Raw genomic sequence first — 20,126 nt, 5'->3', positions numbered from 1 at the left:
TCACACGGTGACCGCGTCTACGTCGGGAACGACGTACCGGACCACCGTGCGCTACACCACTATGCGGGACTCAACTCAACGGCGCGCATCTTGCCGCTGCGGTTCGGTTCGGTCCTGATCATCTGCAACCAGCGCTTCGAGTACTCCTCGAAGCCCATGGAACGTGCTTTCTCCTGCTCCGCATCAGCGCGGTTTCGTGCCGCCACAACCGCAGGAGGCTCCCACTGCCCAAGCGAAATCTTCGTATGCACCGCCGCAAGCCATCGGCGGGCGTCCGTCTTGGTGAGAAACGTGAGCGACTTATCGTCTTCAGTTCTCGCCGTGTAGGTCTCGCCATCTGGGCCCGGGTACCGAACCTGCCAACGCCCGGAGGGCAACTTCCGCAGGCTCCCCCACGTTTCCCTCTTCGTCGCACTCATGATGCCCTCCCGTGTACTCGGATGGACGCGAATGGACGCTCGTGCCACTTCGTGCCACTTGCTCCGTGTGCCGGTGAACATCCGCATGATTCCGCGGATATCACGGGGTTGACGGTGCCTCCTATGGCACGAAGTGGCACGGACTTGGTGCCTTGCCGAACCCAGATTTCGGTGGGTACGCTCCCTCGCTTCCGCAGGGAAGGTGCACGCGTGCCATCCGCGTGCCACTCCGAATGGGTGTTCCTGGTCATCTCTGTCCTCCTCTGTCGTCGAACAGAGAGCACGAAAAAGGCCCGAACCCGCGAGATTTCGCGGATCCGGGCCTCTGACCAGGCTGTTCAGCCGGGGCGCTTCAAGAAACTTCTAGAAGTCCCAGTCGTCGTCCTCCGTCGCCTCGGCCTTGCCGATGACGTAGGAGGAGCCGGAGCCGGAGAAGAAGTCGTGGTTCTCGTCGGCGTTCGGCGAGAGTGCCGACAGGATCGCCGGGTTCACGTTCGTCACGGTGGAGGGGAACATGGCCTCGTAGCCGAGGTTCATGAGCGCCTTGTTGGCGTTGTAGTGCAGGAACTTCTTGACGTCCTCGGTCAGGCCGACGCCGTCGTAGAGGTCCTGCGTGTACTGCACCTCGTTCTCGTAGAGCTCGAACATGAGGTTGAAGGTGTAGTCCTTCAGCTCCGCCTTGCGCTCTTCCGTCTCGTTCTCGAGACCCTTCTGGTACTTGTAGCCGATGTAGTAGCCGTGCACGGCCTCATCGCGGATGATGAGGCGGATGAGGTCGGCCGTGTTCGTCAGCTTCGCCTTCGACGACCAGTAGATCGGCAGGTAGAAGCCCGAGTAGAACAGAAACGACTCCAGCAGGGTGGATGCGACCTTGCGCTTGAGCGGGTCGTCTCCCTGGTAGTAGTCCATGATGATCTGCGCCTTCTTCTGAAGGTTCACATTCTCGGTCGACCAGCGGAACGCCTCGTCGATCTCCTTCGTCGACGCGAGGGTCGAGAAGATCGAGGAGTAGCTCTTGGCGTGCACAGACTCCATGAACGCGATGTTCGTGTAGACGGCCTCCTCGTGCTGCGTGATCGCGTCGGGGATCAACGAGACGGCGCCGACGGTGCCCTGGATCGTGTCGAGCAACGTCAGACCGGTGAACACGCGCATCGTGAGCAGCTGCTCTTCGGCGGTGAGCGTGTTCCACGACTGCACGTCGTTCGACAGCGGCACCTTCTCGGGCAGCCAGAAGTTGTTCACCAGACGGTTCCAGACCTCAAGGTCCTTCTCATCCTCGATGCGGTTCCAGTTGATCGCCTGCACGTGGTCGACCAGCTTGAGAGATTCGGGGGTCATCATTCTTCCTGTCTAAAAATCTCTGATCAGAGGTCAATCACAGCATGCAGCTGACGCACTCGGTCATGTCGGTGCCCTCGAGTGCGAGCTGACGCAGACGGATATAGTAGATCGTCTTGATGCCCTTGCGCCATGCGTAGATCTGCGCCTTGTTGATGTCGCGGGTCGTGGCGGTGTCCTTGAAGAACAGCGTCAGCGACAGGCCCTGGTCGACGTGCTGCGTGGCGGCGGCATACGTGTCGATGACCTTCTCGTAGCCGATCTCGTACGCGTCCTGGTAGTACTCCAGGTTGTCGTTCGTCATGAACGGCGCCGGGTAGTAGACGCGACCGAGCTTGCCCTCCTTGCGGATCTCGACCTTCGACGCGATCGGGTGGATCGACGACGTCGAGTTGTTGATGTAGGAGATCGAGCCGGTCGGCGGCACGGCCTGCAGGTTCTGGTTGTAGATGCCGTGCTTCTGGACGCTGTCCTTCAGCTCGACCCAGTCCTGCTGCGTCGGAATGTGGTGGCCGGCGAAGAGCTCGGCGACCTTCTCTGTCGCGGGGGTCCACTCCTGCTCGATGTACTTGTCGAAGAACTCGCCCGAGGCGTAGGTCGAGTCCTCGAAGCCGTCGAACGTCGCACCGCGCTCGATCGAGAGCTTGTTCGAGGCGCGCAGCGCGTGGTAGAGCACCGTGTAGAAGTAGATGTTCGTGAAGTCGATGCCCTCTTCGGACCCGTAGTGCACGTGCTCGCGGGCGAGGTATCCGTGCAGGTTCATCTGACCGAGACCGATGGCGTGCGAGCGGTCGTTGCCGTCCTCGATGGAGCGCACCGAGGAGATGTGGCTCTGGTCGCTGACCGCGGTGAGACCGCGGATCGCCGTCTCGACCGTGGAGCCGAGGTCTGCGCCATCCATCGCGAGGGCGATGTTCATCGAACCGAGGTTGCAGGAGATGTCCTTGCCGATCACGTCGTACGACAGGTCGTCGTTGTACGTCGTGGGCGTGTTGACCTGCAGGATCTCACTGCACAGGTTCGACATGTTGATGCGGCCCTTGATCGGGTTCGCCTTGTTCACCGTGTCCTCGAACATGATGTACGGGTAGCCCGATTCGAACTGGATCTCGGCGATCGTCTGGAAGAACTCGCGCGCGTTGATCTTCGTCTTCTTGATGCGCGGGTCGTCGACCATCTCGCGGTACTTCTCGGTGACGGAGATGTCGCCGAACGGCACGCCGTAGACCTTCTCGACGTCGTACGGCGAGAAGAGGTACATGTCCTCGCCGTTCTTGGCGAGCTCGAAGGTGATGTCGGGGACGACGACGCCCAGCGACAGCGTCTTGATGCGGATCTTCTCGTCGGCGTTCTCGCGCTTGGTGTCGAGGAAGCGCATGATGTCGGGGTGGTGCGCGTTCAGGTAGACCGCTCCCGCGCCCTGGCGTGCACCCAGCTGGTTCGCGTAGCTGAAGCTGTCTTCCAGGAGCTTCATGACCGGGATGATTCCGCTGGACTGGTTCTCGATCTGCTTGATCGGCGCACCCGACTCGCGGATGTTCGACAGCAGCAGGGCCACACCGCCGCCGCGCTTGGAGAGCTGCAGCGAGGAGTTGATGCCGCGGGAGATCGACTCCATGTTGTCTTCGATGCGCAGCAGGAAGCAGCTGACGAGCTCGCCGCGCTGCGCCTTGCCGGCGTTGAGGAAGGTCGGGGTGGCCGGCTGGAAGCGGCCGGAGATGATCTCCTCGACGAGGTCCATCGCGACCTGTTCGTCGCCGTCGGCGAGGCCGAGGGCGGTCATGACGACCCGGTCCTCGAAGCGCTCGAGGTATCGCTTGCCGTCGAAGGTCTTCAGCGTGTAGCTCGTGTAGTACTTGAACGCGCCGAGGAAGGTCTCGAAGCGGAACTTCTTCGAGTAGGCGAAGTCGTTGAGCTTCTGGATGAACTCGTGCGAGTACTTCTCGATGAGCGCTCCCTCGTAGTACTCCTTCTCGACCAGGTAGTCCAGTCGCTCCTTGAGGGAGTGGAAGAAGACCGTGTTCTGGTTGACGTGCTGCAGGAAGTACTCCTGGGCCGCGCGCTTGTCGGCGTCGAACTGGATCTTGCCGTCCGCGTCGTACAGATTCAGCATCGCGTTCAGCGCGTGATAGTCGAGTCCTTCAAACGCAGGGTTGCTCTTGAAAGCCGCCTGCTCGGTCACTGCAGTGCCCACCATCGTTCCAATCCGTCGCTCACGCGATCAACATCGTCTTGTGTGCCGAATACTTCGAGCCGGTACAAGTGCGGCACCTGGCACTTGCGGCTGATGATCTCTCCGGCGAGGCAGAAGGCATCGCCGAAGTTGGTGTTTCCTGCGGAGATGACTCCGCGGATGTTGCGCCTGTTGCGCTCGTCGTTGAGGAAGCGGATCACCTGCTTGGGGACCGCTCCCTTCTCTTCGCCCCGCCCCTGGCCGCCGCCGTAGGTCGGCGTGACCAGCACGAAGGGCTCGTCGATGAGAAGAGGTTCATCGGTCCGGTACAGCGGGATGCGCTGCGCCGGAAGACCGAGTTTCTGGATGAAGCGCGCGGTGTTACCGGAGGTGCTGGAGAAAAAGACCAGGAGCGGCGTGGCCGTTGCGACGGTGCTCATGGTTCACCTCAGTCCCTGACATCTCGACAGTCTCCGTGCGCGGGGTCATCACGCCAGGCGCGATGCGAGCTCGCTGATCTTGTCGGGGCGGAAGCCCGACCAGTGGTCCTCATCGGTCACGACGACCGGGGCCTGCATATAGCCGAGGGCCTTGACCTGCTCGAGCGCTGCGGCGTCTTCGGAGAGGTCGAGGATCTCGTACTCGATGCCCTTCGCATCCAGGGCACGATAGGTCGCGTTGCACTGCACACAGGAAGGCTTGGTGTAGACGGTGATCGACATTTCTTACCCCTCAGAACTCAACTTTCCGGCAGACCCCCCACCGGGACTTCAATACTACATATAGGTACGGACATTGGGAGTGACCACAAGGACTAGTAGTTACATCCGTGTAGTTTTCCACCGCTCTCCACTGTTACAACACAGGTTCTCCACGTTTTCATCCACAACTCGCCGACCGATTCTTCGCCCCCACAAGCGCGAGATCTCGCGGTTCTCCGGAGCTGCTCGAGAATCCATCCACAGGCTGCACGCTACGCGGGGGTTCCGACATCCGTTTTCCTGTGGAAAGAGCTCTCTGGCGTGTCTCGGCGTGTCGTCCGTGCGGCGACGCGATGCTCTCCTGCAGGCGCGAGTAGCGTTGTCGCGTGGCGGGTTATCGAGACATCCTTCGCACCCCCGGCGTGGGGCGCATGATCGCGGCGCAGCTGACGGCACGCTTCCCGAGCGGCATGACGTCGCTGGCGATCCTCCTGCATGTGGAGCAGCAGAGCGGCTCCTATGCCGCAGCCGGTCTTGTGCTCGCAGCGACCTCGGTCGGCCAGGCCGTCGCTGGCCCCGTCACGAGCCGTTGGATGGGCGCGTGGGGAATGCGTCGTGTGCTCACGCTGACGGCTGCGATCTGCACGCTCGCCATCCTCTCGCTGGCGATGTTGCCCCTGAATCTGGGCGGGCACATGGCCTTCGGCCTCCTGGCCGGACTCTCCACACCGCCGATCCAGTCCGCCGTGCGCACGATCTACCCCAAGCTCGTCAATTCCTCGCAGCTGACGCCCCTGTTCTCCCTCGACGCCTCACTGCAGGAGATCATCTGGGTGATCGCCCCCGTGGTCATCACCTTCACCTCGACGCAGGTGGGTACGACGGAGGGACTCATGCTCGTCGCCATCATCCTCGTGCTCGGCTGCAGCTGGTTCATCCTCTCCCCCGAAGTGGGGCGTGTGCGCATCCCGCGCAGCCGCCGGGCTTTCGGCCGTGTTCTGATGCGCCCGCCCGTGATGCTGGCGACAGTGCTGGGCTTCCTGCTGATCGGAGCGTGTTCGGCCGTTGAGGTCGGCGTCGTGGCGACGTTCGATCACGGCAGCATCGAGTCGGGCGTCGTGCTGGGCATCATGGCCGCCGGCAGCCTGATCGGCGGACTCTCCTTCGGCCACATCCCCATCGGGCCCTGGGCGCTCGCCCGCCGCATGGTGCTCGTCACGATCGGGCTCTCTCTGACCCTCGTCCTGCTGAACGCCTACTGGCTGGCGGCGATGCTCTTCATCGCGGGTCTCGGCATCGCCCCGGCCCTCGCGGTGCTGTTCGCGATCACGACGGCGAGCGTGAAGTTCAGCGAAACGGCCGAGGCGTTCGGCTGGGCCGGCACCGGCCAGCTCATCGGTGCAGCGGCCGGGTCTGCGATCGCCGGTTTCCTCATCGACGGCACCGGCAGCGCTCACGGCGCCTATCTCGCCGCGGCGCTGTTCGCTATCGTCGGGGTCATCGTCGCGATGGTCTTCGTCCGGGCCTTCCCGGACCTGCGCCACCGCGATCCCAGCCCCGCCCCCGACACCGAACCAGTGAACATCCCCTCATGAACGCCCCCTCCGCGCCCGAAGTCGTGTGCGTCGGCGAGAGCATGGCTCTCATCACCCCGATCACCGACCCGCTGGTCCGGGCCGCGACCGCGACGATCGGATTGGCCGGGGCGGAGTCCAATGTCGCGGCCGGGCTCGCCGCCGCGGGCCGCCGCGTCGCCTGGGCGTCGCGTCTCGGTGCGGATCCCTTCGGCGAGCGCGTCATCGCGGAATTGGAGCGGCGCGGCGTGGACCTGTGGATCGAGCAGGATGCCACGGCTCCGACGGACGTCATGTTCAAGGATCCCGGAGCCGAGGGGTCGCTGTCCTACTACTACCGTCGAGGTTCTGCGGCCTCGCAGATGACGGCGGGGGCGCTCGGCGCCGAGCGTCTGCGGGGTATGCGGATCGTGCACACGACGGGCATCACACCTGCACTGTCCGCTTCCTGCCGGGACATGGTCGAGCAGCTGTTCACGGATGCGCACGATGCGGGTGCACTGGTCTCCTTCGATGTCAACGACCGCCGCGCCCTGTGGCCGGAGGCTGAAGCATCCGAGACTCTTGCGCACTTCGCCCGCTCCGCCGATATCGTCTTCGTCGGCCGCGATGAGGCGGAACGGATCTGGGCGACGGCGACGGCCTCCGAGATCCGCGGGTTCCTGCCTGATTGCCCCCTGCTCGTCGTCAAGGACGGCGATGTCGGCGCCACCGCATTCGTCGGCGATGCCGAACCGGTTTTCGTCCCCGCCCCGGTGATCGACGTCGTCGAACCGGTCGGCGCGGGCGACGCCTTCGCCGCCGGGTTCCTGGCCGCGACGCTCGCCGATGCCCCGATCGCGGAACGGCTCGACGCCGGTCACCGCGCCGCCGCCCGCGTTCTCGTCATCGCGGCGGACATGCCGCCGCTGCTCTGAGCCCACGGCCTCGTATTTCCTAAGCTGTGCACATGCCCTCCTCGGTACAGCTGCCCCGTCTCCGCTGGGGCGATGCCCTCGCTCCCCGCACCGCGCTGCTCGTTCACGGGCTCGGTTCCTCCGGTGCCCTGATGTGGCGGCTGGGCGAGGCGATGGCGGATGCCGGGTGGCACGCCGTCGCGATCGATCTGCGCGGCCATGGCGCAGCTCCCCGCACCCAGGACTATTCGATCGCCGCCTACGCCGCCGATCTCCGCGGCACTCGCCCCGACCGCGGGGCCTCGTGGGACGCCGTCATCGGACATTCGCTCGGCGGAGCCTCGGCAACGGTCGCCGCGGCATCCGATCCCGAGTGGACGAAGAAGCTCGTCCTCATCGACCCGGCCATCTTCGTCGCAGGACGCGACAGCTCGATCATCCGACGCAGCCAGGAGCGGGCCTTCGCCGACAACCGCATCGAACTCGTGCGCGAGGAGCACCCGCACTGGCACCCGCAGGATCACGAGTTGAAGATCGACGCCGTGGCGCGCACGAGCCGCTGGGCCGTAGAGCAGACGAGCGCGCAGAACGCCCCCTGGGATGTGCGCACGGAGGCTGCGCGACTGGCGATTCCGACGCACATCATCGGCGCCGATCCCGACGTCTACAGTCTGTTCACCGGCGACACGGCGCAGCAGGTTCTCGACACGAACCCCCTCATCACCATGTCGGTTGTCGCCGATGCCGGGCACTCCCCGCACCGCGATCGGCCCGAAGAAACCATCCGTCAACTCGGAAAGGCCCTCTCGTGACCTTCGACTCCTCGGTGTTCCTGCCCGATGATCTGCTCGCACCCATCCGCGAGCGCGCACCGATCCACGACCGCGAGAACACCTTCCCCCAGCAGGACCTCGATGAATTGCGGGAGGCCGGGTATCTCAGCATCCTCGTGCCCACCGAGCGCGGCGGCGCGGGCCTCGGACTCGAGCAGGCGGCGGTGCTTCAGCAGCGTCTGGCGACGGCGTCCCCCGCCACCGCCCTCGCGATCAACATGCACCTCGTCTGGACCGGCGTCGCGAAGGTCTTCAGCGATCGCGGCGTCCCAGGACTCGAGTTCGTGCAGGACGGCGCCGTCGCCGGCGACGTCTTCGCCTTCGGGATCAGCGAGGGCGGCAACGACCTCGTGCTCTTCGGCAGTGATACGGATGCCGTGCCCGCCGCCGATGGCGGTTATGCGTTCACCGGCACGAAGATCTTCACCTCGCTCGCGCCGGTGTGGACGAAGCTGGGGCTGCACGGCCTCGACACCACCTCGCCGGATGCCCCGAAACTGGTCTTCGCCTTCGTGGAGCGGACGGATGCCGTGATCACGAGCGACGACTGGGACACCCTCGGTATGCGGGGAACGCAGAGCCGCACGACGCGTCTCGACGGTGCCGTCGCCGCAGCGGAGCACGTCGTGCGCCGGATCGATCCGGGCCCCTCCCCCGACCCGATCATCTTCGGGATCTTCAGCGTTTTCGAGCTGCTGCTGGCTTCCGTCTACACCGGCATCGCCCGCCGTGCGCTCGATCTCGCGACCTCGACCGTCACGAAGCGCACGTCGAAGAAGACGGGGCGCTCCTACGCGCAGGATCCCGACATCCGCTGGCGCATCGCCGACATGGGCCTCGCCTATGACGCCCTGCCTCCGCAGATCGCCGCCCTCGCCCGCGACGTCGACGCCCGCGCCGACCACGGCGCTCGCTGGTTCACGCTGCTGTCGGGCACGAAGCACCGCGCGGTCACGATGGCGAAGCACGTCGTCGACCAGGCCGTCCTCGCGTGCGGCGGCGGATCGTACTTCTCCTCCAACGAGCTCTCGCGCCTCTACCGCGACGTTCTGGCGGGGATGTTCCACCCGTCCGATCCCGAGTCCGCGCACGCCGCGGCGGCTGCCGCACTGCTGGGACCGGTCGAGGGCTGAGGCGCTACTTCTTCTCGACGTCGAAGGCCTTGAGCAGTTCTTCGACCGCCTGATCGCGCTGCTCTCCACCGTGCTCGATCATGTGGGTGATGTGCGTGCGCAGGTGGTTCTCGAGCAGCAGCCGGTCGAGGGAGGCGAGCGAGCGCTGGATGGCCCGGGACTGCGTGATGATGTCCATGCAGTACTCCTCGCTCTCGATCATCCGCGCGATGCCCCGCAGCTGTCCTTCGAGGATGCTGGTGCGGTGCAGAGCACGCTTCTTGATGTCTTCGAGCATGATCCGAGGCTACCGCGGGTGCCCGTGCGAGGATGGCCCCATGCCGCGCACACCGATGGCTCTGCTCTCCCCCGCCGATCAGTCGCGCCTGCGCGCGCTGCGCACGATGAAGGCGATCGCGCTGGGCGCGCTGGTCCTGATGGCGATCGTGTTCGTCATCGCGTTCGCCCTGCAGGGCAGGTATCCGGGGCTCGGGTATGTGCGGGCCGCTGCGGAGGGCGGCATGGTCGGTGCTCTCGCGGACTGGTTCGCGGTCACCGCGCTGTTCCGACGCCCGCTGGGGCTGCCGATCCCTCATACGGCGATCATCCCGAACCGCAAGGATGAGATCGGCCGCAGCCTCGGCGAGTTCGTCGAGACGAACTTCCTCGCCTCCGATGTCGTACGCACAAAGCTCTCCTCGACCGCGATCGCAGAACGCGCCGGTGAGTGGCTGCAGCAGCCAGCCCATGCCGAGCGGGTCGCCGCCGAGGGCGCGACGATCGCGACCGCGGTGCTGAACGCCCTCAGCGACGACGATGTGCGCGATCTGATCAGCGACCTCGCCCGCGAGCACCTCGTCGATCCGGAATGGGGTCCGCCCGCCGGCGCCTGGCTCGCACGGATCGTCGAGGCGGACGCCCATCACGGCGCCGTCGACCTCGCCGTCGACAACATCGCCACCTGGCTCGACGCCAACGGCGAGGCGTTCGCCGGGCTCGTCTCGCGGCGTCTGCCGTCGTGGGTGCCGCGGCTCGCGCATCGCCTCGTCGATGACACGGTCTACCACGAGGCGGTCAAATTCGCCCGCGCCGTTCAGGCCGACCCGCAGCATCCGGCCCGCATCGCGATCGACGGCTACCTCGCCCGCCTGGCCGATAACCTGCAGAACGACCCGGCCACCCGCGCGAAGCTCGAGAATGCGAAGTCGGGCCTGTTCGACAGCCCGCGCGTCGCGAGCCTCGCCGCGGATGCCTGGAACACGGCGAAGAACGGACTCATCGTCTCCCTCGCAGATCCTGCGAGCGGTCTGAGGGTGCGGGCCGTGCAGGCGCTGATCGAAGTGGGCGAGCGGCTGACGACGGATGCTTCGCTGCAGAACCGTGTCGACACGTGGGTGTCGGATGCCGCGGTGTTCGTCGTCGACCGCTACCGCCACGACATCGCCTCGATCATCACCGACACCGTCGAGCGGTGGGATCCGGCCGAGACGACAGAGAAGATCGAGCTGATGGTCGGGCGCGACCTGCAGTACATCCGCCTGAACGGCACCGTGGTCGGGGGCCTCGCCGGGCTCGCGATCTTCACCCTCGCCCACGCGCTGATCCCGGGAGTGTGACGTGGGCCTCTCGCACGATGATCTGTGGCCGCGTGCGGGGGCGTGGCCCGCGTTCGACGGAGAGGTGGATGCGGTGCTGCTCGGGGTGCCGACCTGGCGCACGTCGCTCTCCCCGACCGGTGCAGCTGAAACGCCTGCCGCCGTGCGGGCGGCGCTGAGGCGATACAGCGCCGCGGTGATGGGACCGCAGGCGATGGATCTCGACGAGATGCTGCGCATCGCGGATGCCGGCGACATCGTCGACCCGGACGGCGATGCCGGCCACGCCGCAGTGATCGCTCGGGTGCGGGAATGCCTGCCGGCTTTCGTGATCGCCCTCGGAGGCGACAACTCTCTGACCTATCCGGTCGCGCTCGGCGCGGCCGCGACCGGGCTCATCACGTTCGACGCGCACTTCGATCTGCGCGATGGCGTCTCCAACGGTTCACCGGTGCGCCGGTTGATCGAGGATGCCCCGACCGGGGCATCCGGGACGACGCCCATCGATCCTTCACGGATCGTGCAGATCGGGATCGCCGACTTCGCGAACTCCGCAACCTACGCGCGACGGGCGGCCGCGCTGGGCATCCGGGTGATCACGCTCGATGAGGTGCGTCGGCGCGGAGTCGCGGATGCTGTTGCTCAGGCGTTGGAGATCGCGGGGTCTGGGCCCGCCGCACGCATCCATCTCGACATCGATGTCGACGTCTGCGATCGGTCCGTCGCCCCGGGATGCCCGGCGAGCGTTCCCGGCGGGCTGGCCGCGCACGAGCTGCGTGCGCTGACGCGTGCCGTGGCGACGGATGCCCGGGTCGTCAGTGCCGACATCGCCGAGGTCGATGCCACAGCGGATGCCGAGGACGAGCGCACCGTCCGGCTCGCCGCCCTGTGCGTGCTGGAGCTGCTCGCGGGTCTCGCCACCCGCGGCTGATCACGCGCGGCTCGCGACGAGCACCCCGTCCTTCCAGACGCTGTGCACGAGCGGAACGCCGGGCCGGTAAGACAGGTGCACGTGGCTCGGTGCATCGAGCAGGACGAGGTCCGCGCGCGCTCCGACCGCGATCACGCCGATGTCGTCCCGGCGCAGCGCCCGCGCCCCACCGGCCGTCGCCGCCCGCAGCGCCTCGGCCGGCGTCATGCCCATCTCGCGCACCGCGAGAGCGATGCAGAACGGCATCGACGAGGTGAAGCTCGAACCGGGATTCGTGTCGCAGGCGATCGCCACGGTGACGCCCGAGTCGATCAGACGGCGGGCATCCGGATACGGCTGCCGCGTCGAGAACTCCACCCCCGGCAGCAGCGTCAGCACCGTGTCGGATGCCGCGAGCGCCGCCACGTCCGCATCGCTCAGGTACGTCCCATGATCGACGGATGCCGCGCCGAGCTCGACCGCGAGCCGCACACCCTCCCCCGGGCCGAGCTGACCGGCGTGGATCCGCGGCATGAGGCCCCGAGCGATCCCCGCCTCGAGAACACGGCGCGACTGCTCGACGGTGAACGCGCCTTCCTCGCAGAACACATCGATCCACCGCGCATCCGCCGCGCACGCGTCGAGCATCGGGCCGATGACGAGATCGACGTAGGCATCCGGAGCATCCGCGAACTCCGTCGGCACCACATGCGCGCCGAGGAATGTGACCTCGTCGGTGACCTCGGCGGCCAGGCGCACCAGCCGCCTCTCGGTGTCGACGTCGAGCCCGTAGCCGCTCTTGATCTCGACCGTCGTCGTGCCCTGGGACCGCATTTCGGCGATGAACCCCGCCAGACGCTCGCGGAGGGCGGCATCCGGCGCCGCCCGCGTCGCGGCGACCGTCGAGCGGATGCCGCCGGCGGCATACCTCTCGCCCGCCATCCGCGCTTCGAACTCGGCCGCGCGGTCGCCCGCGAAGACGAGGTGGCTGTGGCTGTCGACGAAACCGGGGATCAGGGCGCGGCCGGCGGCGTCGATGACGGTGGGGACGGGCGAGGCATCGGCGGATGGGCCGACCCACGCGATCCTGCCGTCCTCGATGAGCACGGCGGCGTCGTGCAGGATGCCCGCATCGGTGCAGGTGCTCAGCTCACCGATCCCGGTGATCAGCGTGCTCATGGCATCGGCACCTTCAGACCCCGCTCGCGCGCGACCTCACGGGCCCGCTCGTATCCCGCGTCGACGTGGCGCATAACGCCGGTGCCCGGATCGTTCACGAGCACCCTCGCGAGCTTCTCCGCGGCGAGCGCCGTGCCATCGGCGACCGTGACCTGCCCGGCGTGGATGCTGCGCCCGATCCCGACCCCGCCGCCGTGATGCAGCGACACCCACGACGCCCCGGAGGCCGTGTTAAGCAGCGCGTTCAGCAGGGGCCAGTCGGCAATGGCATCCGATCCGTCGGCCATCGCCTCGGTCTCCCGATATGGCGACGCGACCGACCCGGCATCCAAATGGTCGCGCCCGATGACGATCGGCGCCGACACCTCCCCCGACGCGACCATCTCGTTGAACTCCAGCCCGGCCAGATGGCGCTCCTGGTAGCCGAGCCAGCAGATGCGCGCCGGCAGCCCCTCGAACCGCACCTTCTCAGCAGCCTGGTCGAGCCAGCGGTGCAGCGCCCGATCCTCGGGGAACAGCTCCTTGACCGCGCGGTCGGTCGCCGCGATGTCGGCCGGATCCCCCGACAGCGCCACCCACCGGAACGGCCCCTTGCCCTCGGCGAACAGCGGCCGGATGTACGCGGGCACGAACCCGGGGAAGTCGAACGCCCGCGCGCAACCGCCGAGCTCGGCCTCGCGTCGGATCGAGTTGCCGTAGTCGAACACCGCGGCTCCGGCATCCTGGAACCCGACCATCGCGGTCACGTGCGCCGCCATCGATTCCCGCGCCCGGCGGGTGAAATCCTCCGGGTCGCGCTCGGCGGCGGCCTTCCAGCCGGCCACGCTGATGCCCTGCGGCAGGTATGCGAGCGGGTCGTGCGCACTGGTCTGGTCGGTGACGATGTCGATCGGGATGCCGCGGCGCAGCAGCTCGGGGAAGACATCCGCCGCATTGCCCACGAGCCCCACGGACCGCGCCGTCCCGGCGTCCTTCGCCGCGATCACCCGCGCGACGGCCTCGTCGAGTTCCGCGGTCATCTCGTCGAGATACCCGTGCGCGACCCGGCGCGCGAGACGCGTCTCGTCGACGTCGACGACGATCACCGCCCCGCCGTTCATGGTCACGGCCAGCGGCTGAGCACCGCCCATGCCCCCGCATCCGCCCGTCAGGGTGAGCGTTCCGGCCAACGATTCCCTACCCAGCGACCGGGCCACCGCGGCGAACGTCTCGTAGGTGCCCTGCAGGATGCCCTGCGTGCCGATGTAGATCCACGACCCGGCCGTCATCTGCCCGTACATCGTCAGCCCGAGCCCCTCGAGCCGGCGGAACTCCGGCCACGTCGCCCAGTCGCCGACGAGGTTCGAGTTGGCGATGAGCACCCGTGGCGCCCACTCGTGCGTGCGGAACACCCCGACGGGCTTGCCCGACTGCACGAGCAGCGTCTCATCGGGTTCGAGCTCGTCGAGGGTGCGCACGATCGCGTCGTACGCCGCCCAGCTGCGCACGGCCCGTCCGGTGCCGCCGTAGACGACGAGATCCTCCGGATGCTCGGCGACCTCGGGATCGAGATTGTTCATCAGCATCCGCTTGGCGGCCTCCGCACCCCAGCTGCGCGCCGTGCACTCGGCGCCACGTGCGGCCCGGATGCCGTGACGGATCTCGGACGGTGTTTCAGACATCGGCGCTCTCCTCTGCGATGCGGGCGATCTCGCCCGAGCGGACCAGGACAGTCACGGCCTCGATCTCGGGCGACAGGAACCGGTCGGGCCCGGGCGGGCCCGCCACGGTGCGCACGAGATCGCGCACCGCACCGGTCGCCGGCCCCGGCTGCAGCGGCGCGCGCAGATCGAGGGCCCGCGCCGCGGTGATGAGCTCGATCGCGAGCACGCGCGCGAGCCCGTCGATCGCCCGGCGAAGCTTACGCGCCGCCGCCCATCCCATCGAGACGTGATCCTCCTGCATGGCCGATGACGGGATGGAGTCGACAGATGCCGGCACCGCCAGCCTCTTCAACTCCGACACGATGCCCGCGGCAGAGTACTGAGCGATCATAAGCCCCGAGTCCACACCCACCTCATCGGCCAGGAACGGCGGAAGGCCCCGGTTGCGGGCAGGGTCCAACGCCCGATCGGTGCGCCGCTCCGAGACCGAAGCGACGTCGGCGACCGAGATCGCGAGGAAGTCGAGAACCGCCGCCACCGGCGCCCCGTGGAAGTTGCCGTTCGACTCGATGCGTCCGTCGACTGTCACGACGGGGTTGTCGATCACGCTCGCCAGCTCGCGCGCCGTCACTGCGGAGGCGTGCGCGATCGTGTCGCGCGCTGCGCCGTGCACCTGCGGCGCGCACCGCAGAGAATAGGCGTCCTGCACCCGACCGTCCTCCGGACCCCGGTGACTGGCGATCATCGGGGACCCGGCGAGGAGAGCTCGCAGGTGCGCGGCGGATGCGGTCTGCCCGAGCTGCGGGCGCAGCGCCATGAGGTCGGCGGCGAACACGGCATCCGTGCCGAGCTGGCTCTCCACCGACATCGCCGCGCCAATATCTGCGGCGGTCAGTAGGTTCTCGAGGTCGTGCAGGGCGAGCACGAGCATCCCGAGCATGCCGTCGGTGCCGTTGATGAGGGCGAGGCCCTCCTTCTCCTCGAGCACGAGCGGGGCGATGCCTGCCTCGGCGAGCGCGACGGATGCCGGCACCACGGCATCGGATGCGACACGAACATCGCCCTCCCCCAGCGCGGCGAGTGCGATGTGGGCGAGGGGCGCGAGGTCTCCGGAGCATCCGAGCGAACCGTACTCGCGCACGATCGGCGTGATGCGCGCATTCAGCATGGCCGCGTACGTCTGCGCGACGACCGGGCGCACCCCGGTGCGACCGGTGGCGAGGGCCTGCAGGCGCAGCAGCTGCAGGGCGCGCACCACCTCGGTCTCGATTTCCGTTCCGGTTCCGGCGGCGTGCGAACGGATCAGGCTCGCCTGCAGCTGGCGGCGGCGGTCGGCGGCGATGAACGTCGTCGCGAGCGCGCCGAACCCGGTCGAGACGCCGTAGTGCGGATGCGGGTCGGCGGCGAGCGCCTCGATGAGTCCCCGTGACTCGGCCATCGCATCGAGGGCAGCAGCGTCGATCTCGACGGGTGCGCGATGGCGGGCGACGGCGACGACGGATACCCTGTCCAGGGGCGCGGTCCCGATGCGCACGGGCGAAAGAGCGGTCATGGTCTGATTCCACACCTCGGGGATGGCCGGAAACAGGCCCGCGTGGCATCCTGTGTCTGTGATCCCAGACAGTCCTGCGAAGGTGCAGGTGCCCGCCGCCGACCAGACCCTGCGCATCCTGCGGCACATGGCCGCACGCCCCGGCCCAGTGGCCGCGGCCGCCATCGCTCGAGCACTCGGGATCCCCCGCTCGAGCGTGCACCACCTGCTCAACACCCTCGCCGCTCACGGGTTCGTGCTGCACCTGCCGGAGGAGCGCCGATGGATGCTCGGCGCGAGCGCCTCCGAGCTCGCCGGCGGCTTCGCCCGCCAGCAGCCGCTCGCCCGCCTTGGCCGTCCGCTCGTCTCAGCCCTCGCCGACCGGCTCGGCGAGAGCACGCATCTGGCGGTGCTCAGCGGCTCCGACGTCGTCTACATCGTCGAGGAGCGCGCGCCCCGCCGCCCGGCGCTCGTCACCGATGTGGGGGTGCGATTGCCCGCCCACCTCACCGCGACCGGACGCGCCATGCTCGCAGCGCTCCCCCGCGAGCAGGTGCGGGCGCTGTACCCGGATGCCTCGGCCTTCGCCACCCGCACCGGCCGGGGACCTGCGACGCCGGCGGCGCTGCGCGAGCTGCTGCGCGGCATCCGTCAGGCGGGATACGCATCGGAGGACGGTGAGGTGACGGAGGGCGCGCGGTCGATCGGCGTCGCGGTTCGGGACGCCGCCGGATGGCCCCTCGCTGCCGTCGCGAGCACCTGGGAGTCCTCCCGGGCCCTCGAGGCGGATGCCGCAGCGGAGGCGATCGAGGAGACCGCGACCGTGTTGGCTCAGCGCCTCTTCCCGTGACCGTCGGGCTGTCGCAGGATTGCGACAGCCCGACGACAAGGACGCGACACCGGATCGATAATCTTGTGTTCATGAGAACCCGCACACGTCACCTGCTGAGCATCGCCGGCGCCGCGCTCGCCCTCACCACTGCGACCACCGGATGCTCCGCAGCAGTGTCCGAAGCCGAGTCAGGACCGGCCGAGAAGGCCTCGCCCTCCCAGTCCGCCGTTGCAGAGGGACTCCCCCACGGTTCCCGGCTACGACGTCGGCCAGTTCCCGCCCGTCCCCCTGTTCGTGCTGCCCGACCTCAGCCTGCTCGACGCCAGCACTTCCGGGTTCACGATCGATGTGCGCGATGATTTCGGCGCGATCCCGGGCGTGACCGTCTCCTCCGCCCGATGCGAGGACGGCGGCCGCGTCTCCTCCGGCAGCGGCACCGCCTATCTCTACGGTGATGGCTCCGGAAACTTCACCGGCCCCGATGGAACGATTCAGAACTACGGCGACGGCACGGGTCTCGTCAACGGCATCGAGATCGAGGTCGAACCGATCGGTCCCGTTCCCGAACTCGGCGTGTTCCCCCCCGCTGTCCGCCCTCCAGCCCATCACCTCGTGCGGGACGCTCATCAATTTCCAGGACGGCGTGCTGTTCGACTTCGCGCGCAGCGATGTCCGCTCCGATGCCGCCCGCACACTCGAGACCGTGGCCCAGGTTCTGAGCACCTATGAGATCGAGGCGGCGACCGTCTCCGGCCACACCGACGCGATCGGCTCCGACGATGAGAACCAGACGCTGTCCGAGCAGCGTGCGGCATCCGTCGTCGCTGCCCTCGAGAAGGCCGGTGTTCCCAGCGATCTGACCGCCGAGGGCTATGGCGAGTCCCTCCCCGTGGCCGCCAACGAGATCGACGGCCGGGACAACCCGGCCGGACGCCAGCTGAACCGCCGCGTCGAGATCTTCATCCCGGCCACGTTCTGACGAAACCACTGACGACAAGAAGAGAATCATGAACCGCACCCGTATCCGCACGCTGTCCGCCGTCGCATCCGCCGGTATCCTGCTCGCAGCCCTCACCGGCTGCGCCGTCTCGGTCACCGAACCCGAAGAGTCCGTCGTCGACGAGGCGCTCGTCGAGGAGCCCGCCGAGACGTCCGACACCACGAGTGTCGATGACGCAGACGAGGAGGACACCGGCGCAAGCGCCGCTGTCTCCACCGATTGGAGCGAGACAAGCGCCGAAGTCCGCGATCAGTCGATCGCCGCGGCGACCAAGAGGGTCACCTGCAACGGCGAGCTCGTGCTCGGCGCCGCCGAGACCGGTCAGAACGTGCACGTCGACGGAGACTGCGAGCACCTCGTGCTCGACGTCATCGGTGCCGTCGTCGTCGCCGGCCAGGTCGGCACGCTCGACGTCGGAGGCTCGGGCAGCGTGACCTTCGTCGACGGCGTCGAGACCCTGAACGTCACCGGCTCCGGGCTCGAGGTGTTCTGGCTGGGCGCGACCCCGACCGTCGATGACTCCGGCTCGGGCAACGTGCTCCTCGCTGGCTGACCCATGGCATCCGATCGGCCCCGCCTGCTGCTCGTCGACGACGACGCCGCCATCACCACGGCCCTCAGCGGATTCCTCGAGCGCAGCGGTTATGACGTGCAGGTCGCCGGCGACGGGCGGACAGGGCTCGAGGCCGTCACCGCCCAGGCGCCAGACCTCGTCATCAGCGATGTGATGATGCCGCACATGGACGGCAGGGAGTTCGTTCGCCGCCTGCGCGAACGGGATCTCTGGATGCCGGTGATCCTGCTCACCCAGGTCGGCGAGTCCTGGGAGCGCAGCGCCGCCCTCGATGAGGGCGCCGACGACTACCTCAACAAGCCGTTCGATCCTCAGGAGCTGATCTCCCGGGTGCGCGCGGTGCTGCGCCGCGTATCCCAGTGCTCGCAGCCTCTTCCCGCAGCGACCCGGCTGCGGGCGAAGAACCTTGTCGTCGACAGAACAGCACGGCGAGCATGGCGGGGAGAGGACGAGCTGACACTCACTCCGAAGGCCTTCACGCTGCTCGAATATCTGATGACGCATCCGCAGGAGGCGCTGACCCGAGACCGCCTGCTCTCGGCCCTGTGGGGATTCGACTTCGCCAGCACCAGCCGTGCCGTCGACCACCGGATCGCCGAGCTGCGGCGGGTGCTCGCGGACGACGCCGCGGCGCCGGAGTACATCGACACGGCCCCCGGCCTCGGTTACCGATTCGTGGCCGCCGTGAGTGCCGCATGACCGCACAGACCCGGCGCACGCTCATAACGACCGCCGTCATCGCGGCGCCGCTCGTCCTGGGTGCCGTGGTCTCCGGCATCCTTCTTCTCCTCGGCGAGCGCCGCTCGCTCATCGTGTCGATGACTATTCCCGCGGTCATCGCCGTTGCCGGACTGATCGTCAGCGCCGTCGTCGGCGTCATCGCCCTGATCCGATCCCGTCGCCGGCGCACCCAGCACCGTGTTCAGGCCGCCGAGCCGCAGGGGCGAGAGAGCGGAGCGGCCCTCGAACGCGAGTCGCATCGCCGTTTCCTCGCGCGTCTGGATCACGAGTTGAAGAATCCGCTGACCGCGATCCTCGCCACCGCGGCCGGCCGCGAGGACGCCGACTGGATCACGGTCGATGCGCAGGCGCGCAAGCTCAGCGGCCTCGTGCGTGATCTGCGCAAGCTCGCGGAGCTGGAGACCATTCCGATCGAACGGGAGAGCGTCGATCTCGAACTGCTCGTGCAGGAAGCCATCGACGCGGTCCGGCACCGCGATCCGGCTGCAGGCGCCCGGATTCAGCTGTCGGCGACGCGCGTGCCCTGGCCGATCCCTCCGGTGCAGGCGGATATGGACCTCATCTCCCTGGCGATCGACAACGTGCTCGGCAATGCCGTGAAGTACTCCGTCGACGGCCCCATCGAGGTTCGCCTGCGAGAAGAGGACGGCGACGCCATCCTCGAGTTCGCCGACACAGGTCGCGGAATCCCGAGTGTCGATCTGCCCCACGTCTTCGATGAGCTCGCCCGCGCGAGCAATGCGCGCGATGTCACCGGGTCGGGGCTCGGACTGACGCTCGTATCGACCGTTGTCTCGCGCCACGGCGGCGCCGTCTCCATGCGCTCGGCAGAAGGCTCGGGAAGCGTCGTCGTGCTCCGTCTGCCGGTGACGTGACAGGGGCGCCGCGAGCCACCCGCCCGCGACGCCCCGCACCCGTGGAGCCGGATCATTCCTCGACCGTCACGCGCCCTTGCGTGGCTTGAGGAATGTCTCCGGCTCCTGCTTGGCACGCTTGGCCGCGCGCTTCTCCTTGAGCGACGACTTCGCGGTCTTCTTCTGAACTCGTGCGGTGGGCGTCTTACCCGACATCG

21 protein-coding genes are annotated in these 20,126 nt (G+C 67.7%); 12 read left to right on the top strand and 9 right to left on the bottom strand.

The window, feature by feature from the left end; all coding sequences use genetic code 11:
- Positions 1 to 782: 782 nt before the first annotated feature.
- Genes nrdF through nrdH form a run of 4 tightly spaced genes read right to left on the bottom strand, consistent with a single transcriptional unit; the run spans position 783 to position 4,655 of the window.
- A complete protein-coding gene (nrdF, locus tag ACWAUG_RS11745) occupies positions 783 to 1,760 on the bottom strand; it encodes a class 1b ribonucleoside-diphosphate reductase subunit beta (RefSeq protein ID WP_460802569.1) in 978 nt (325 codons plus the stop codon).
- A gap of 37 nt (positions 1,761 to 1,797) precedes the next feature.
- The gene (gene nrdE, locus ACWAUG_RS11740; protein WP_460802568.1) at positions 1,798 to 3,957 is read right to left on the bottom strand and encodes a class 1b ribonucleoside-diphosphate reductase subunit alpha; all 2,160 of its coding nucleotides are present in this window, start codon (positions 3,955 to 3,957) and stop codon (positions 1,798 to 1,800) included.
- Positions 3,939 to 4,373 carry a class Ib ribonucleoside-diphosphate reductase assembly flavoprotein NrdI gene (nrdI, locus tag ACWAUG_RS11735; RefSeq protein ID WP_298040678.1) on the bottom strand — a complete coding sequence of 145 codons (435 nt, stop codon included), beginning with the start codon at positions 4,371 to 4,373 and terminating at the stop codon, positions 3,939 to 3,941. The genes nrdE and nrdI overlap by 19 nt, the downstream gene beginning before the upstream one ends.
- 48 nt (positions 4,374 to 4,421) lie before the next feature.
- The gene (gene nrdH, locus ACWAUG_RS11730) at positions 4,422 to 4,655 is read right to left on the bottom strand and encodes a glutaredoxin-like protein NrdH (RefSeq protein WP_298040676.1); all 234 of its coding nucleotides are present in this window, start codon (positions 4,653 to 4,655) and stop codon (positions 4,422 to 4,424) included.
- Positions 4,656 to 5,020: 365 nt separating this feature from the next.
- Here nrdH and ACWAUG_RS11725 point away from each other — a divergent pair, with 365 nt between their 5' ends.
- The 4 genes from ACWAUG_RS11725 to ACWAUG_RS11710 are packed head-to-tail and all read left to right on the top strand — an operon-like array spanning position 5,021 to position 9,070.
- Positions 5,021 to 6,229 carry an MFS transporter gene (locus ACWAUG_RS11725; RefSeq protein ID WP_460802567.1) on the top strand — a complete coding sequence of 403 codons (1,209 nt, stop codon included), beginning with the start codon at positions 5,021 to 5,023 and terminating at the stop codon, positions 6,227 to 6,229.
- Entirely contained in the window at positions 6,226 to 7,125 is a 900-nt protein-coding gene (locus ACWAUG_RS11720; RefSeq protein WP_460802566.1) for a sugar kinase, read from the top strand. The genes ACWAUG_RS11725 and ACWAUG_RS11720 overlap by 4 nt, the downstream gene beginning before the upstream one ends.
- Positions 7,126 to 7,157: 32 nt before the next feature.
- The gene (locus tag ACWAUG_RS11715; RefSeq protein ID WP_298040670.1) at positions 7,158 to 7,916 is read left to right on the top strand and encodes an alpha/beta fold hydrolase; all 759 of its coding nucleotides are present in this window, start codon (positions 7,158 to 7,160) and stop codon (positions 7,914 to 7,916) included.
- Positions 7,913 to 9,070, top strand: coding sequence for an acyl-CoA dehydrogenase family protein (locus ACWAUG_RS11710; RefSeq protein ID WP_460802565.1), 1,158 nt, complete (start codon positions 7,913 to 7,915; stop codon positions 9,068 to 9,070). The genes ACWAUG_RS11715 and ACWAUG_RS11710 overlap by 4 nt, the downstream gene beginning before the upstream one ends.
- A gap of 4 nt (positions 9,071 to 9,074) precedes the next feature.
- Here ACWAUG_RS11710 and ACWAUG_RS11705 read toward each other — a convergent pair whose 3' ends face one another.
- On the bottom strand, positions 9,075 to 9,347 hold the full coding sequence (locus ACWAUG_RS11705) for a metal-sensitive transcriptional regulator (protein ID WP_298040666.1): 273 nt from the start codon (positions 9,345 to 9,347) through the stop codon (positions 9,075 to 9,077).
- Positions 9,348 to 9,387: 40 nt separating this feature from the next.
- Here ACWAUG_RS11705 and ACWAUG_RS11700 point away from each other — a divergent pair, with 40 nt between their 5' ends.
- Both ACWAUG_RS11700 and ACWAUG_RS11695 read left to right on the top strand, forming a co-directional pair.
- Entirely contained in the window at positions 9,388 to 10,665 is a 1,278-nt protein-coding gene (locus ACWAUG_RS11700) for a DUF445 domain-containing protein (RefSeq protein ID WP_460802564.1), read from the top strand.
- Between the two features lies 1 nt (position 10,666).
- Positions 10,667 to 11,575 carry an arginase family protein gene (locus ACWAUG_RS11695; protein WP_460802563.1) on the top strand — a complete coding sequence of 303 codons (909 nt, stop codon included), beginning with the start codon at positions 10,667 to 10,669 and terminating at the stop codon, positions 11,573 to 11,575.
- On the opposite strand, the gene hutI is transcribed toward ACWAUG_RS11695, so the two are convergent.
- Genes hutI through hutH form a run of 3 tightly spaced genes read right to left on the bottom strand, consistent with a single transcriptional unit; the run spans position 11,576 to position 15,928 of the window.
- The gene (hutI, locus tag ACWAUG_RS11690) at positions 11,576 to 12,733 is read right to left on the bottom strand and encodes an imidazolonepropionase (RefSeq protein WP_460802562.1); all 1,158 of its coding nucleotides are present in this window, start codon (positions 12,731 to 12,733) and stop codon (positions 11,576 to 11,578) included.
- On the bottom strand, positions 12,730 to 14,394 hold the full coding sequence (gene hutU, locus ACWAUG_RS11685; RefSeq protein WP_460802561.1) for a urocanate hydratase: 1,665 nt from the start codon (positions 14,392 to 14,394) through the stop codon (positions 12,730 to 12,732). The genes hutI and hutU overlap by 4 nt, the downstream gene beginning before the upstream one ends.
- Positions 14,387 to 15,928, bottom strand: coding sequence for a histidine ammonia-lyase (gene hutH / locus ACWAUG_RS11680; protein WP_460802560.1), 1,542 nt, complete (start codon positions 15,926 to 15,928; stop codon positions 14,387 to 14,389). The genes hutU and hutH overlap by 8 nt, the downstream gene beginning before the upstream one ends.
- 52 nt (positions 15,929 to 15,980) lie before the next feature.
- Here hutH and ACWAUG_RS11675 point away from each other — a divergent pair, with 52 nt between their 5' ends.
- The 6 genes from ACWAUG_RS11675 to ACWAUG_RS11650 all read left to right on the top strand — a co-directional run bounded on the left by ACWAUG_RS11675 (position 15,981) and on the right by ACWAUG_RS11650 (position 19,929).
- Complete coding sequence (locus tag ACWAUG_RS11675; protein ID WP_460802559.1) at positions 15,981 to 16,757, top strand: IclR family transcriptional regulator; 777 nt, start codon at positions 15,981 to 15,983, stop codon at positions 16,755 to 16,757.
- Positions 16,758 to 16,967: 210 nt separating this feature from the next.
- Complete coding sequence (locus tag ACWAUG_RS11670; RefSeq protein WP_460802558.1) at positions 16,968 to 17,468, top strand: hypothetical protein; 501 nt, start codon at positions 16,968 to 16,970, stop codon at positions 17,466 to 17,468.
- Positions 17,443 to 17,718 (top strand): OmpA family protein, encoded by a 276-nt coding sequence (locus ACWAUG_RS11665; protein ID WP_460802557.1) that lies wholly within the window; start codon positions 17,443 to 17,445, stop codon positions 17,716 to 17,718. The genes ACWAUG_RS11670 and ACWAUG_RS11665 overlap by 26 nt, the downstream gene beginning before the upstream one ends.
- A 28-nt stretch (positions 17,719 to 17,746) precedes the next feature.
- Positions 17,747 to 18,292: a DUF3060 domain-containing protein gene (locus ACWAUG_RS11660; protein ID WP_460802556.1), complete on the top strand. Its 546-nt coding sequence runs from the start codon at positions 17,747 to 17,749 to the stop codon at positions 18,290 to 18,292.
- A 3-nt stretch (positions 18,293 to 18,295) separates the two neighbouring features.
- Positions 18,296 to 19,012 (top strand): response regulator transcription factor, encoded by a 717-nt coding sequence (locus ACWAUG_RS11655; RefSeq protein WP_460802555.1) that lies wholly within the window; start codon positions 18,296 to 18,298, stop codon positions 19,010 to 19,012.
- Entirely contained in the window at positions 19,009 to 19,929 is a 921-nt protein-coding gene (locus ACWAUG_RS11650) for a sensor histidine kinase (protein WP_460802554.1), read from the top strand. The genes ACWAUG_RS11655 and ACWAUG_RS11650 overlap by 4 nt, the downstream gene beginning before the upstream one ends.
- Positions 19,930 to 19,995: 66 nt before the next feature.
- On the opposite strand, the gene ACWAUG_RS11645 is transcribed toward ACWAUG_RS11650, so the two are convergent.
- On the bottom strand, positions 19,996 to 20,124 hold the full coding sequence (locus ACWAUG_RS11645) for a hypothetical protein (protein WP_460802553.1): 129 nt from the start codon (positions 20,122 to 20,124) through the stop codon (positions 19,996 to 19,998).
- Positions 20,125 to 20,126: the final 2 nt, after the last annotated feature.

It is taken from the genome of Microbacterium sp. GXF6406, from assembly GCF_054798215.1.
Note: the sequence above shows the minus strand (reverse complement) of the source record. Positions and strands in the feature narration are given on the sequence as shown.